The following is a 13,325-nucleotide window of genomic DNA, read 5'->3' as shown; positions in this document are numbered from 1 at the left end:
TATAACAGCCCGCCTCGACGTCGAACATGCCGCAAGTGCCGGACATGTCGCGCGTGGGCGCACCACCCTTTCAGGAGTCTGGTTCATGCGTGACCTTTACCTCGCCCATCTGCGCGGCACACTCGAGCAGATCCGCGCTGACGGTTTTTACAAGAACGAGCGCGTGATCGCCAGCCCCCAGTCGGCTGACGTGCGCCTTGCGAACGGCACGGAAGTGCTGAATTTCTGCGCGAACAACTATCTTGGTCTGGCCAACGACGAACGGCTGATCGAGGCCGCGAAGCTTGGCCTCGATAACGACGGCTTCGGCATGGCGTCGGTGCGCTTCATTTGCGGTACGCAGACCGTGCACAAAGACCTCGAAAAGGCGTTGGCCGCATTTCTGCAAACCGACGACTGTATCCTCTACTCCAGCTGTTTTGATGCGAACGGCGGTCTGTTCGAAACCTTGCTCGACGACAACGACGCCATCATCAGTGACGAGTTGAACCACGCGAGCATCATCGACGGTGTGCGGCTGTCGAAGGCGAAGCGCTTTCGCTACAAGAACAATGACCTCGTGGATCTCGAAGCCAGGCTGAAAGAAGCGGATGCCGCCGGCGCACGCTTCAAGCTGATCGCTACCGACGGCGTCTTCTCGATGGACGGCATCATCGCCGACCTCGCAGGCATTTGCGATCTCGCCGACCGCTACGGCGCACTCGTGATGGTCGACGATTCGCACGCGGTTGGTTTTGTCGGCGAACATGGGCGCGGCACGCCGGAACATTGCGGTGTGCTGTCGCGCGTCGACATCATTACCGGCACGCTCGGCAAAGCACTGGGCGGCGCATCGGGCGGCTACGTTGCAGCGCGCCAGGAAGTCATCGATCTGCTGCGTCAACGCTCGCGTCCCTATCTGTTCTCCAACACGCTGACGCCGAGCATCGCCGCCGCCTCGCTGAAAGTACTTGAGTTGCTCGCCAGTGACGAAGGCGCGCAACTGCGTGCGCGCGTCCGCGAAAACGGCGCGCATTTCCGCCGCGCGATGAGCGCGCTCGGGTTCACGCTCGTACCCGGCGAACACCCGATCATTCCGGTCATGCTGGGCGACGCGCAACTTGCATCGAACATGGCAGACGCGTTGTTGAAGGAAGGCGTGTACGTGATCGGCTTCTCGTTCCCCGTGGTGCCCAAAGGCCGCGCGCGTATCCGCACGCAAATGAGCGCCGCGCACACGCCGGAACAAATCGATCGAGCTGTCGACGCATTTGCGCGCGTCGGCCGTCAACTCGGTGTCATCTGAAGCGGAGGCGCACATGAAAGCATTGGCAAAACTCGAACGCGCACCGGGCCTCACGCTAACGGATGTGAAGAAACCCGAAGTCGGTCACAACGACGTGATGATCCGCATCACGCGCACCGCGATCTGCGGCACCGATATCCACATCTGGAAATGGGACGACTGGGCGCAAAAGACGATTCCCGTACCGATGCATGTCGGCCACGAATACGTCGGCGAAATCGTCGAGATGGGTCAGGAAGTGCGCGGCTTTGCGATCGGCGATCGCGTGTCGGGCGAAGGGCATATCACCTGCGGCTTCTGTCGCAACTGTCGTGCAGGACGCCGGCATCTGTGCCGCAATACGGTGGGCGTCGGCGTGAATCGTGAAGGCGCATTCGCTGAATACCTCGTGATTCCGGCCTTCAACGCGTTCAAGATTCCGCCTGAAATCTCCGACGATCTCGCCGCGATTTTCGATCCGTTCGGCAACGCTACGCATACGGCGCTGTCGTTCAACCTGGTCGGCGAAGACGTGCTGATCACCGGCGCCGGGCCGATCGGCATCATGGCAGTAGCGATTGCGAAACACGTTGGCGCACGCAATGTGGTGATCACCGACGTCAACGACTATCGCCTCGAACTCGCACGCAAGATGGGCGCAACGCGTGCCGTGAACGTCTCGCGTGAATCGTTGCGCGACGTGATGGCGGATCTGCACATGGCCGAAGGTTTCGACGTCGGGCTGGAAATGTCAGGTGTACCGAGCGCTTTCACCAGCATGCTCGAAGCGATGAACCACGGCGGCAAGATTGCGCTGCTCGGCATTCCGCCCGCGCAGACCGCTATCGACTGGACCCAGGTGATCTTCAAAGGCCTCGAAATCAAGGGCATTTACGGCCGCGAGATGTTTGAGACCTGGTACAAGATGGTCGCGATGCTGCAGAGTGGTTTGGATCTGTCGCCGATCCTCACGCACCACTTCAAGGTCGACGATTACCAGGAAGCGTTTGCCACGATGCTCTCAGGTGAGAGCGGCAAGGTGATTCTCGACTGGACTGCTGCGTGATTTGAAACAGCGCTGCACTCAAGCGTAACTGCTGAAACAAAACGCCCGCACCGCGCTCACGCGCCTGCGGGCGTTTTTTCGAACTCAGCCTGAATACGCACATGAATATCGTCGCCGACAGCCGGATACCACGTCGACAAACCGAACTTCGCGCGGCTGAAATGCCCTTCCGCGGAAAAGCCGAGTGTGTCTTTTTTCGTGAGCGGATCGGGCGCGAATCCGTTGAAGGTCACATCGAGCGTCACAGGTTGCGTCACGCCGTGAATCGTCAGATCGCCGGTCAACGTGCCGCGCGATTCACCGGTGCGCTCAAAGTGCGTGCTGACGAAGCGCAGCTCCGGATAGCGTGCGACGTCGAGCATGCTGTCGCTTTTCACCATCTTGTCGAGTAGTGGCACATTCGTATCGATGCTCGCGGCGTCGATCGTGATCGCGACGCTACTCTTGTCCATCCCGCCTTCGTTCCAGTCGAGTTGCCCCTGCCTGCGATCGAAGCGCATCGTAAAGCGCGAGTACTTGAAGTGATCGATGTCGAAGGTAATGCTGCAATGGTCCCGATCGAGATCGTAGCGGCCGGGCGGCACGCGTGCTTCGTTCTGGCTGACCGTATGGGTAAGCACTTGCAAAGGCGTGCAGGCCATCGAAGTCAGCAGCGCTGCGCTGAGCAACGCGCGTACCAAGGTGATGCGGACAACAGGGAAGCTCATGGAATTCGTCCGGTTGGTCGACCAGCATCACGATAACAGCAAGCGCAGCAATCCGCCGAAGCGCACAAAAACTTGACGAAGGAGAATGATCGTTCTACCCTTCGCACATGGCTACTCAAACCCCAACTGAATTGCTTGCATCCGGCAGCGCGCGTGAAAGGCTGCTCGATGCCGCGGAGGCGTTGATCTACGCCGGCGGTATCCATGCCACCGGTGTCGATGCGATCGTCAAGCAATCCGGTACTGCGCGTAAGAGCTTTTACACGCACTTCGAATCGAAAGACGCGCTTGTCGCGGCCGCGCTGGAGCGGCGCGACGAACGCTGGATGAACTGGTTTATCGCGGGCACGTTGCAGCACGGCAAGACTGCACGCGCACACCTGCTCGGCATGTTCGATGTGCTGCGCGAATGGTTTGCGTCGGAGGACTTTCACGGTTGCGCGTTTCTGAACGCGGCCGGCGAAATCGCCTCCGCGGAGGATCCGATCCGGATCGTCGCGCGTGAACACAAGGAGCGCCTGCTCGTGTTCGTGCGAACCCAGTGCGATGACTACGCGGCCGAATCGGGCATGGACGCGCGCCGCACCGCGCGCTTGTCGCGCCAATGGCTGATCCTGCTCGACGGCGCCATTGCCGTGGCGCTGGTGAGCGGCGAGGCCGACGCCGCGCTCGACGCGCGAGCCGCCGCCGAAGCCTTGCTCAATACCGAGTCCGCAAGCGAATCGAACCCACTCGCAGGTAAGTCCGCGAGCAAGTCCCCAAGTGAAGCCCGAAGCAAACGACCGCCATCCCGGCGCACAGAAACCTGACTGAGGAAACACACACCATGGCTGACTCGATCGAAACCCGCCCGCCTCTTCCGCCCTTCACACGCGAAACCGCGATCCAGAAGGTACGCGCCGCGGAAGACGGCTGGAATACCCGCGACCCCGAACGCGTGTCGCTCGCATACACACCGGATAGCGTCTGGCGCAACCGTGCCGAGTTCACGCATGGCCGAGCGGAGATCGTCGGCCTGTTGCGCCGCAAATGGGCAAAGGAACTCGACTACCGCCTGATCAAGGAACTATGGGCATTCACAGATAACCGCATCGCTGTGCGCTTCGCTTACGAATGGCACGACGACTCCAACAACTGGTTCCGTTCATACGGTAATGAGAATTGGGAGTTCGATGAGCACGGGCTGATGGCGCGCCGGCATGCCAGCATCAACGACCTGCCGATCCGCGAGGCCGACCGTCTTTATCATTGGCCGCTCGGCCGCCGTCCTGACGACCATCCCGGCTTGTCCGACCTCGGCCTTTAGACCTCTCCCAGCGATCGAAGGTGGACACGTGCCGTGTGTTCACCGCTCTGCCATCGGTTCTCCGTTATCGTTGCGTCTGCGTCGTGGGGCACGTCCCGTGCCCGCGCGCCCGAGCGTGTCCTCCACATCGCCAGTACGGGTTGAGGTACAGTGCGCGACGGACGACAAGCAAGAATACCTAGAACACAGATGACACCGGCGTTCGATCGGTGGCGGAGAATACATGCATTTTCGTCAGACAAAAAAGCAGATTCGACACGCGGCCGTAGCGCTCGTCGCGAGCCTCGCCGCAGCGTCCGCTGCGCATGCGGGCAACTGGTGCGAGGGCGGCATATGGGTCGACGCCATGCTTGGCTCGTATCACATCAATCCCGACCCCAATACCCATTTCGAGCAGTTCAATCCTGGCCTTGGCGTTGAATGCTGGCTCAACAATCAATGGGCGGTGACTGCCGGGGGCTTCCGCAATTCGCTGCGGCGCCCTTCTTATTATGGCGGCGGTGTCTGGGCGCCCGAGTTCGCGCACTGGGGCATTGTGCGGATCGCGGCGATCGGCGGGATTATCTCGGGCTATAACTACGGCAGCTGGGGTCTCGGCCGTAACCACACGATCGGGCCGGTGGTCGCGCCGATCGTGATGGTCGACTACAAGCGCGTTGGGGCTAACTTCATTGTGATCCCGCCGATCCCCTCGGACAATCTTCCGTTCACGATCGGGTTTCAGGTGAAGGTGAAGTTCTAGTCTGCAAAGGTGAGCGATTCCAGGATGGTGAGGAATTCCAGGAGATGATGTCATCGCAATCAAAGGTGAGGATCGCCAGGAAATATCGTCAGCGCAGCCAAAGGTGAGGAATTCCAGGAGACGCACCTACCTCGACGAAAGGTGAGCTGTTCCAGGGAACATGACATCACGTCGGCGAGAGGTGAGCGGTTCCAGGAGGTGTCGCCATATCAGCGAGAGGTGAGTCGTCTCATGAGACGAACTGCACCGTGGAAGTAAGCAAAGCCATGCCAAGGTGAGGCGTTCCAGGAGGTCGCTCGCCAAAGGTGAGCGATTCCAGGAGGTGAGCAATCGCCGCGTTGAGTACGCACCTGAAATAAGGTGAGGATTTCCAGGGAGTCGTAGTCATTGCCGCTGACAGAGCACCACGACACTAAGTGCTTTCCCGCTCGATCAGACTGAACCCCACATCGACGATTGGCTCACTGCCAGCGCGATTCTCAATCCGATCGACTAGCATGGTCGCCGCAAGCGTTCCGATTCTCGTGCCGTCGATTCTCATGGTCGACAACGGTGGCGTGGTGTCCTTCGCGAAATTCAGATCACCGTAGCCAATCACACGCAGTTTCTCTGGTACTGAGATATCCCGGTACTCAGCTTCCATCAACACGCCTAGCGCCAGAATATCCGCGCCACAAAAAACGGCGTCGATATCGGCGTGCGTGTCGAGCAAGCCCTTCAGCGCCCGTCGCCCGTCGCCCAGATTCGCAGGTGACTCGACCGTCATGACAGGAATGGAGGAGATTGCTTTGCCATTTCCGAACGCTTTGAGGAAAGCTTTGGTGCGGGCCTGCGCGCGCCGGTCGCTGGGCGTGACGACAGCGGGCCGCCGCACGCCACGCGTCTTCAGAAAGTCCGCGGCTGCCCTCCCGACGTTCTCATGAGAGAAGCCGACCAGCATGTCGATAGGCTCGCGTGTCAGGTCCCAGGTCTCGACGACAGGAATGCCGCACGCGCGCAGCTTTTGCCTCGCACTGTGCGAATGAATAACGCCGGTCAGTACGATGCCGGCGGGCCGGCGGCCGATCACCGCATCAAGCAGGGCGTCTTCGCGCGACTCGTCGTATCCGCTTTGCCCAATCAGCAACTGGTAGCCCGCCGCGGCAAGCTCGGTCGTCAGGGCGCCGACGGTTTCCTGAAACACGCTCCCGGCCATCGCCGGAATCAACGCGACGATGAGATGGCTGCGAGTCGACGCCAGCGAACCGGCGATGAGGTCAGGCGTGTACCCGGTTTGCCGGACGGCCGCCTGGACACGCTCCAGCGTATCGACCGAAACTAGTTCAGGCGTGTTCAGTGCGCGTGAGACGGTCACTTTCGTCACGCCGACGAGCGCCGCGAGATCGCTCAGCGTTACGCGGCCGGAATTCTTGCGGGCGCGCCGGGAGGCGCTGCGTTCGACAGGGGCAAGCAGGGTAGTTGGCGGTTTGCTCACGACGTTGATCACTCAGGCCCGAAAAAAGTTGCTGGCGATTATGGCAAAACCATACTACCATGCGTCGTATGTTACCGGTTACATGAACCGGTAACATCGATTAGAAGAAAAGCGATTGGCGCGACCCGAGTGCGTGCGCCCAGAACTTGAGAGACAGGAGAGCAGCATGTCGCAGGCTGGTACGGTGTTGAGCGAGCCGCTGATCCGGCTTAACGCCGCGGACAATGTACTGATCGCGCGAGAATCGCTGTCGATCGGACAGCAACTGTGCATCGGCGAGGCGACGATCCGCATCCGCGCGCAGGTCACCGCGGGTCACAAAGTCGCCGCTTATCGTATCCCACGTGGTGCGCCGATCCGTAAATACGACACCGTCATTGGCCTCGCGGCTCGCGACATCGAGGCGGGCGATCACGTCCACACTCATAACGTCGAGCTGATCGATTTCGAGCGCGATCCGGGTTTCTGTCTCGATGTGCGTCCGGTCGAGTACGTGGCAGAAGCTGAACGGGCCACATTCAACGGCATCGTTCGGCCCGATGGGCGAGTCGCGACGCGCAACTTCATCGGGATTCTGGCATCGGTCAATTGTTCGTCGACCGTTATCAAGAATATCGCCGCCTGGTTTACGCCGGAGCGGCTTGCGCCTTATCCCAATGTCGATGGCGTGGTCGCATTCGCGCAGACAAGTGGCTGCGGGATGTCATCGCCCAGCGAACACTTCGATGTCCTGCGCCGGACGCTCGCCGGCTATGCGCGTCATCCCAATCTTGCCGGGGTGTTGATCGTCGGGTTGGGCTGCGAACGCAATCAGGTGGGCGACCTGCTCGATTCACAAGGGCTTCATGTCGGTACGTCGGTCCACGCGTTGGTGATGCAGGACGAAGGTGGCACCCGGGCAACGATCGAAGCGGGGATCGCTGCCATACAGAAGATGCTGCCGTCAGCGAACGATATCGAGCGTCGCCCGGTGTCGGCGAGCCACATCAAAATCGGTCTGGAATGTGGCGGCTCCGATGGCTTTTCGGGCATCACGGCCAATCCGGCCCTGGGCGCGGCCATGGATATTCTGGTGCGCCATGGCGGCACGGCGATTCTTTCCGAAACCCCCGAAATTCACGGCGTCGAATACATGCTGACGCGCCGTGCGGTGACACCGGAAGTCGGTCAGAAATTGCTCGACCGGCTCGCGTGGTGGGAGCGCTACACGCGCGGCCACAACGGTCAGTTCAACGGTGTCGTCGGCCCGGGTAATCAGAAGGGCGGACTCGCCAACATCTTCGAAAAATCGCTCGGATCGGCAATGAAAGGCGGCACAACGCCACTGCAGGCTGTCTACGAATACGCCGAGCCTATTGACCGGGCCGGCTTCGTCTTTATGGATTCGCCAGGCTACGATCCCGTTGCGGTGACCGGGCAGATTGCAAGTGGAGCAAACCTGATCTGCTTCACGACCGGCCGCGGTTCGATGTTCGGCTCGAAGCCCGCGCCCACGCTCAAGCTCGCGAGCAACACGCCGATGTTCAAGCGGCTCTCCGACGATATGGACATCAATTGCGGACTTGTCCTCGACGGCGAGCGGTCAGTCGAGGAGATGGGGAAGGATATCTTCGAGCACATTCTGCGGGCCGCGTCGGGTGAGCGCACCCGCAGTGAATTGCTCGGGCTGGGCGATCACGAATTTGTGCCCTGGCATATGGGCATCGTGAGCTGAAACGCCACCTCATTCCTACAAAAAAAGCGGAGACAGAGATTGAACCAAGCCTTGCAACAGGCGCCACGCAGCAAAGTGCGCTGGCTGGTGGCCGGTCTGATGTGGTCGGCCATTGCCATCAACTATATCGACCGCACGGTGCTGTCCGCCGCGGCTCCCCATCTTCAGGCGGAGTTCCATCTCAGCGCGATGGAGATGGGCATCGTGATGTCGGCTTTCTTCTGGTCATACGCGTTGCTGCAATTGCCTGCGGGCATGCTCGCCGATCGCTTCGGACAGAAGATCGTGCTGGGTGCGTCCGTGTTCTGGTGGTCGCTTGCGACGGCCGTCACCGGACTCGCCACCGGCTTCAAGTCCCTCGTGCTCCTGCGGGTCATGCTGGGCATCGGCGAAGCGGGCGCCTACCCCAGTAACGCGGGCATTGCCTCGCGATGGTTTCCTCGCAAGGAGCGCGCAACGGTGGCCGGCATCTTCGATAGCGGGTCCAAGCTTGGCGGCGCGGTGGCGCTGCCGCTGATCGCCTGGCTGCTGGCGACTTTCGACTGGAAGGTCACCTTTGCGATCACCGGTGTGCTGGGTCTCATCTGGTGCGTCGTCTGGGTGTTCGTGTTCAGGGATTCGCCAGCGGATCACAAACGCGTGAATGCGGCCGAGCTTGCCCATATCCGCGATGGCGAAGCGGTGTCGCGCGGCGACAGCACGGGCGCGGCCGCCGATGTACCCTGGCACAGGCTGTTTGCGCATCGGAACATCTGGGCCATGTGCATCGGCTTCTTCATGATCAACTACAACTCGTACTTCTTCATCACCTGGCTGCCGACGTATCTCGTCAAGGAACGCGGCATGAGCCTGATGGAGATGGGCTTCATGGCTTCGCTACCGCTCGTCCTTTCGATGATCGTCGAGGTATTCGCGGGCTGGGCTTCCGATCGTGTGTATGCATCTGGAAAGTTGTCGCTCACCGCGACCCGAAAACTGTTCCTCGTGGTCGGCCTGGTGATGGCGTCAAGCATTGGACTCGCGGCGTTCGCCACTTCTCCGCTCGTGGCCGTCGCATTGCTCTGCGTGGCGAAGTCGGGCACGACCGTCGCCGCATCCCAGGTCTGGGCGCTACCGGGAGATGTCGCGCCGGGGAACATGGTGTCGCGGGTGGCGGGCATCCAGAACACCGTTTCCAACATGGGCGGCGTGGTCGGGCCGATCGTCACCGGCGCGATCGTCGGTGCAACCGGCTCTTTCATTCCAGCGCTGCTGTTCTCGTCGGGGCTGATCGTGATCGCGATCCTCAACTACCTGTTCCTGCTCGGAAAGGTGGAGCCCATTCAATTCAATCAAGTCCCCGTGGAAGCTAGAAATCGTGATGAACGCAACGTCGATGTCAGCGCTTAACCCATTCAAGGCGGCGCTTGCAAATGGTCAACGACAGATCGGCTTCTGGCTTTCGATGGCCGACGCCTACCTGGCCGAAGTCAGCGCGACCGCCGGCTTCGAGTGGCTGTTGATCGACGCCGAGCACGCCCCGAACGACGTGCGCAGCATTCTTGCGCAATTGCAGGCGGTCGCGCCGTATTCCGCCGAAGCCGTCGTGCGACCCGTGAACGGTGATCCGGCGCTGCTCAAGCGCCTGCTTGATATCGGCGCACGTAACCTCCTCGTTCCGATGATCGATACCGCGGATCAGGCTCGCGCGTGCGTGGCTGCCGTACGCTATCCGCCCCATGGAATTCGTGGTGTGGGCAGTGCGGTGGGACGTGCGTCGCGCTGGAGTTCGCGGACCGACTATCTGGATATCGCGGACAGCGAAATTTGCCTGCTCGTGCAGGCGGAGACGGTCACAGCGCTCGACAATCTCGAAGCCATCTGCGCGGTTGACGGCGTGGATGGCGTCTTCATCGGGCCTGCGGATCTGGCCGCGTCGATGGGCCATCGCGGCAAGCCCGGCGATCCGGAAGTGCAGAACGCGATCGAAGCCGCGATGCGCACCATCATTGCTTCCGGCAAGGCGGCCGGCACGTTGACCTCGGACCCGGTGCTCGCACGTCGCTATCTCGAGCTTGGATGCACGTTCGTCGCGACCGGTGTGGACATCCTTATGTTTGCGAACGCGGCACGCAAGCTCGCCCGGGAATTCATCGAGCAGTGAAGAATGGTGAGGAATTCCAGGAGATGGTGCCACCGCGATCAATGGTGAGGAATTCCAGGAGACGACATCATCTCCTCCAGAGGTGAGTCATCCCATGAGTCGAACAGCACCTTAGGAGCAGGCAGCGACGCGCTAAGGTGAGGAATTCCAGGAGATGATCCACAAAGGTGAGCGATTCCAGGAGGTGAGAAATCGCCTCGCTGAGCGCGCACCTTAAATAAGGTGAGGATTTCCAGGGAGTCTTCGTCGTGGTCGCTTTCGGTGATGCAGCGAGCACTCCGAACCTCACCCTGACACGTGCAAGAGCAAGACCGATACCGCCAATCTCCTTACATCCTCTTCCATATACAAACAAAGGGTGAGCGCGGCAGCTTGCGTCGGGTCACGTCGCAAAGGCCGTGCTACCTGCGCCGCACGGCGATACACACCGCAGCTTGTGCGCACCAGAAGCGGCCAAACTTCGCCATCTTGTAACGCTCTCGTAAAACATGATCTTTCGCTCGTTGATAAGTTGCGGATAACGCGTGTCGTCGCCACTCGAGCAACGACTTTGCGTCACCGTAGATCTATCGATGGAGAAAGCATGAAGAAGCTGTTGGCAATCGCGGCGCTGGCCGCACTGAGCGCAACCTTGAGCGGATGCTGGTGGGGGCCGCCTCCAGGTTGGGGCGGTGGCGGCGGGGGTGGGGGTGGACCTGGTGGCGGCGGACCGCACGGTGCGATCGTCGTTCCTGGCAACGCTGCTCAGGGCTGAGCCGGAAACCAGGCCAGAAACTAGGCGGGAAACGTAAGCGTCACCACGAACCCGCCGGCGGCGGCGTTATCGGCATGAAAAACGCCGCCGTTATATCGCACGAGGCGCCGCACGATCGCAAGCCCGAGCCCGCAGTGCGCATCGCCGCTACGCGCTTCATCGAGTCGCACGAACGGTTGCAGCGCACGATCAAGTTGACCGCTCGGAATGCCGCCGCCGTGATCGCGGACCTCGAGCGTATATTGGCCGTCGCGGCGGGACGTCGAAATTTCCACCGGCGGCTCGCCGTAAGTGAGCGCGTTCTCGATCAGATTGGTCAGAATCCGGTCGAGATCGACAAGCGGCAACCCAAAACCATCGCCAGCTTGTAGATCGAGGCGCACGAGCGCATCGTCCGCGAGGCCGTCGCCGTAGTGCCGGCGACAGTGGGCATCGACGCTGGTGCTTGGCGAGGTATCCGCCGTCTCACGTGCGAAGTCGAGAAACTGCGTGACGATGCGTGACAACGACTCCGAGTCCCGCAAAAAACCACGGCGATTCGCTTCATCGGGCAGCAGATCCGCGCGCACCTGCATGCGTGTGATCGGCGCACGCAGATCGTGCGCCACGCCGGCCAGCATCACCGCGCGCTCCTGCTCGGCCTGCGCAAGTTCATGCACCATCTGATTGAAGTCGCCGATCAGTTCCTTCAACTCGCGCGGGCCGCTCGCCTCCACGACCGGCGCGCGATGGCCGACGCGGAACTCGCGCGCGGCGAGCGCCAGCCGGTGCAACGGCCGCTGCAATTGCCATGCGCCGAGCAGCGCGATGATCACCGCCAACACCAGCATCGTCGCCGATGCGCCCAGGAAGCGACGCGCCGGCAGCGTCGAGTTTTGCATTTTGAGCCAGCCTGGATTGCCCGCGTAGTGGACCCAGACCGTGCCGTTCTCGCCGTCAGATACGACCTGGCTGCCTGCTGGCAATTTCTCGCGCAAGTCGTGTTCGAACGGACCCGAGGTGTTCTCACACGGCGCAGGACAGCCATACCGAATCGCGTCTTGCGCGCTCACATAGGACACACCGAGCGTTGCCGCGACCTGGGAGGCGGCGAGCGGGCCGCCGCGTTCCGCCTCAACCGCGAGCACTAAAGCGCGTTGTGCATGACCCGCGTCGATCTGGCCGCGGTCACGGTCCACGAGAACGATTGCGGTGATGTGCACCAGCACGATCAGGCTCACCGTCATCAACGCGAGCCGGCCAAACAGTGTGTTAAAGGGATTTTTCATCGTCATTGGCGTCGGGCACGAACATATAGCCGATGCCGCGTATGGTCTGGATCCGGCGCGGATTGGCCGGGTCGTCTTCAAGCAGACGGCGCAGGCGCCACACCGGTACGTCGATACCGCGTTCGGTTACTTCTGAGTTCGGCCCATGCAGCAGATCGACGAGCTTCGAGCGCGACAGCGTTTCCATTGGATGCGCGGCGAGCACTTCGAGCAGCGCATATTCGCCACCGGTCAACTTGAGCGCTTCGTCATCGCGAAACAGGGTGCGCCTCGCGAAGTCGAGCCGGAAGCGGCCGAAGCGCAGTGCTTCACGTTTTTCGAGCGCCGTAGCCGTGGACCCCGACAATGGCTGCGCATGCCGGCGCAACACCGCATGAATACGCGCAAGCAGTTCCTGCGGCATGAACGGCTTGCCGAGGTAGTCGTCGGCGCCGAGTTCCAGACCGATTATGCGATCCACGCCGTCCGCGCGCGCCGTCAGCATGATCACGGGAATCGTGTCGCCATGCGCACGCAATTGCCTGAGCGCGCTGAGTCCGTCGACGCCCGGCATCATCAGATCGAGCACGATGATCGAGGGCCGTTCGCGTTCCAACCGGCGTGCCAGATGGTTCGCGTCGTGCAACACGGACATTTCGATGCCGCGTTGTTGAAAGAAGGTTCTGAGCAGGTCACGAAGGTCGGCGTCGTCGTCGACCAGTAAAACCTGGATGGGCGTGTCTGACATGGCTGGGCCCTGATCGATGAGGACAATTGACGGACGGCGCGGCAGCGCGTCTATCGCATGTCGCAATATAGCGAATCTCGCGGTGGCAGCGGTTTCGGGTTCTTATCTGCACTTACAGTTTATTACGACGCCTGCCTTCGGATTTGTCCGCCTGCGTGAA

Annotated in this window: 13 protein-coding genes; 9 read left to right on the top strand and 4 right to left on the bottom strand. The window is 61.1% G+C overall.

Annotated features, from left to right (window positions below):
- Positions 1 to 85 precede the first annotated feature (85 nt).
- Complete coding sequence (locus KHO30_RS01870; RefSeq protein WP_211699857.1) at positions 86 to 1,285, top strand: glycine C-acetyltransferase; 1,200 nt, start codon at positions 86 to 88, stop codon at positions 1,283 to 1,285.
- A gap of 13 nt (positions 1,286 to 1,298) precedes the next feature.
- Positions 1,299 to 2,330 carry an L-threonine 3-dehydrogenase gene (gene tdh / locus KHO30_RS01865; RefSeq protein ID WP_028195988.1) on the top strand — a complete coding sequence of 344 codons (1,032 nt, stop codon included), beginning with the start codon at positions 1,299 to 1,301 and terminating at the stop codon, positions 2,328 to 2,330.
- Between the two features lie 56 nt (positions 2,331 to 2,386).
- Here the strand turns inward: tdh and KHO30_RS01860 are convergent, their stop codons facing one another.
- Complete coding sequence (locus KHO30_RS01860; protein ID WP_211699856.1) at positions 2,387 to 3,037, bottom strand: YceI family protein; 651 nt, start codon at positions 3,035 to 3,037, stop codon at positions 2,387 to 2,389.
- A gap of 107 nt (positions 3,038 to 3,144) precedes the next feature.
- Between KHO30_RS01860 and KHO30_RS01855 the strand changes: the two genes are divergently transcribed.
- From KHO30_RS01855 to KHO30_RS01845, 3 genes are all read left to right on the top strand, one after another.
- Complete coding sequence (locus KHO30_RS01855; RefSeq protein ID WP_211699855.1) at positions 3,145 to 3,846, top strand: TetR/AcrR family transcriptional regulator; 702 nt, start codon at positions 3,145 to 3,147, stop codon at positions 3,844 to 3,846.
- A gap of 17 nt (positions 3,847 to 3,863) precedes the next feature.
- A complete protein-coding gene (locus KHO30_RS01850) occupies positions 3,864 to 4,343 on the top strand; it encodes a nuclear transport factor 2 family protein (protein ID WP_093634345.1) in 480 nt (159 codons plus the stop codon).
- Between the two features lie 223 nt (positions 4,344 to 4,566).
- Positions 4,567 to 5,085 (top strand): hypothetical protein, encoded by a 519-nt coding sequence (locus tag KHO30_RS01845; RefSeq protein WP_211699854.1) that lies wholly within the window; start codon positions 4,567 to 4,569, stop codon positions 5,083 to 5,085.
- A 412-nt stretch (positions 5,086 to 5,497) separates the two neighbouring features.
- On the opposite strand, the gene KHO30_RS01840 is transcribed toward KHO30_RS01845, so the two are convergent.
- Entirely contained in the window at positions 5,498 to 6,475 is a 978-nt protein-coding gene (locus KHO30_RS01840; protein ID WP_200617762.1) for a LacI family DNA-binding transcriptional regulator, read from the bottom strand.
- 250 nt (positions 6,476 to 6,725) lie between these two features.
- On the opposite strand from KHO30_RS01840, the gene KHO30_RS01835 reads away from it, so the two are divergent.
- The 4 genes from KHO30_RS01835 (at position 6,726) to KHO30_RS01820 (ending at position 11,170) form a co-directional block, all read left to right on the top strand.
- Positions 6,726 to 8,273: a UxaA family hydrolase gene (locus tag KHO30_RS01835; protein WP_211699853.1), complete on the top strand. Its 1,548-nt coding sequence runs from the start codon at positions 6,726 to 6,728 to the stop codon at positions 8,271 to 8,273.
- 99 nt (positions 8,274 to 8,372) lie between these two features.
- The gene (locus KHO30_RS01830) at positions 8,373 to 9,662 is read left to right on the top strand and encodes an MFS transporter (protein WP_093634444.1); all 1,290 of its coding nucleotides are present in this window, start codon (positions 8,373 to 8,375) and stop codon (positions 9,660 to 9,662) included.
- Positions 9,649 to 10,416: a 4-hydroxy-2-oxoheptanedioate aldolase gene (gene hpaI, locus KHO30_RS01825; protein WP_093634348.1), complete on the top strand. Its 768-nt coding sequence runs from the start codon at positions 9,649 to 9,651 to the stop codon at positions 10,414 to 10,416. The genes KHO30_RS01830 and hpaI overlap by 14 nt, the downstream gene beginning before the upstream one ends.
- Before the next feature lie 583 nt (positions 10,417 to 10,999).
- A complete protein-coding gene (locus KHO30_RS01820) occupies positions 11,000 to 11,170 on the top strand; it encodes a hypothetical protein (protein ID WP_167378368.1) in 171 nt (56 codons plus the stop codon).
- Positions 11,171 to 11,190: 20 nt separating this feature from the next.
- Here the strand turns inward: KHO30_RS01820 and KHO30_RS01815 are convergent, their stop codons facing one another.
- Positions 11,191 to 12,438 (bottom strand): ATP-binding protein, encoded by a 1,248-nt coding sequence (locus tag KHO30_RS01815; protein WP_093634349.1) that lies wholly within the window; start codon positions 12,436 to 12,438, stop codon positions 11,191 to 11,193.
- Entirely contained in the window at positions 12,422 to 13,165 is a 744-nt protein-coding gene (locus KHO30_RS01810; protein WP_211699852.1) for a response regulator, read from the bottom strand. The genes KHO30_RS01815 and KHO30_RS01810 overlap by 17 nt, the downstream gene beginning before the upstream one ends.
- Positions 13,166 to 13,325: the final 160 nt, after the last annotated feature.

The organism is Paraburkholderia aspalathi (genome assembly GCF_905220735.1).
Taxonomy (GTDB): domain Bacteria; phylum Pseudomonadota; class Gammaproteobacteria; order Burkholderiales; family Burkholderiaceae; genus Paraburkholderia; species Paraburkholderia aspalathi.
The sequence above is the reverse complement of the archived record's forward strand: the minus strand, read 5'-3'. Positions and strand labels throughout refer to the sequence as shown.

Bases quoted from the DNA above. Each gene is read 5' to 3' on its own strand.
- KHO30_RS01870 (WP_211699857.1), top strand. From the start codon at position 86: ATGCGTGACCTTTACCTCGCCCATCTGCGCGGCACACTCGAGCAGATC.
- tdh (WP_028195988.1), top strand. From the start codon at position 1,299: ATGAAAGCATTGGCAAAACTCGAACGCGCACCGGGCCTCACGCTAACG.
- KHO30_RS01860 (WP_211699856.1), bottom strand. From the start codon at position 3,037: ATGAGCTTCCCTGTTGTCCGCATCACCTTGGTACGCGCGTTGCTCAGC.
- KHO30_RS01855 (WP_211699855.1), top strand. From the start codon at position 3,145: ATGGCTACTCAAACCCCAACTGAATTGCTTGCATCCGGCAGCGCGCGT.
- KHO30_RS01850 (WP_093634345.1), top strand. From the start codon at position 3,864: ATGGCTGACTCGATCGAAACCCGCCCGCCTCTTCCGCCCTTCACACGC.
- KHO30_RS01845 (WP_211699854.1), top strand. From the start codon at position 4,567: ATGCATTTTCGTCAGACAAAAAAGCAGATTCGACACGCGGCCGTAGCG.
- KHO30_RS01835 (WP_211699853.1), top strand. From the start codon at position 6,726: ATGTCGCAGGCTGGTACGGTGTTGAGCGAGCCGCTGATCCGGCTTAAC.
- KHO30_RS01830 (WP_093634444.1), top strand. From the start codon at position 8,373: ATGTGGTCGGCCATTGCCATCAACTATATCGACCGCACGGTGCTGTCC.
- hpaI (WP_093634348.1), top strand. From the start codon at position 9,649: ATGTCAGCGCTTAACCCATTCAAGGCGGCGCTTGCAAATGGTCAACGA.
- KHO30_RS01820 (WP_167378368.1), top strand. From the start codon at position 11,000: ATGAAGAAGCTGTTGGCAATCGCGGCGCTGGCCGCACTGAGCGCAACC.
- KHO30_RS01815 (WP_093634349.1), bottom strand. From the start codon at position 12,438: ATGAAAAATCCCTTTAACACACTGTTTGGCCGGCTCGCGTTGATGACG.
- KHO30_RS01810 (WP_211699852.1), bottom strand. From the start codon at position 13,165: ATGTCAGACACGCCCATCCAGGTTTTACTGGTCGACGACGACGCCGAC.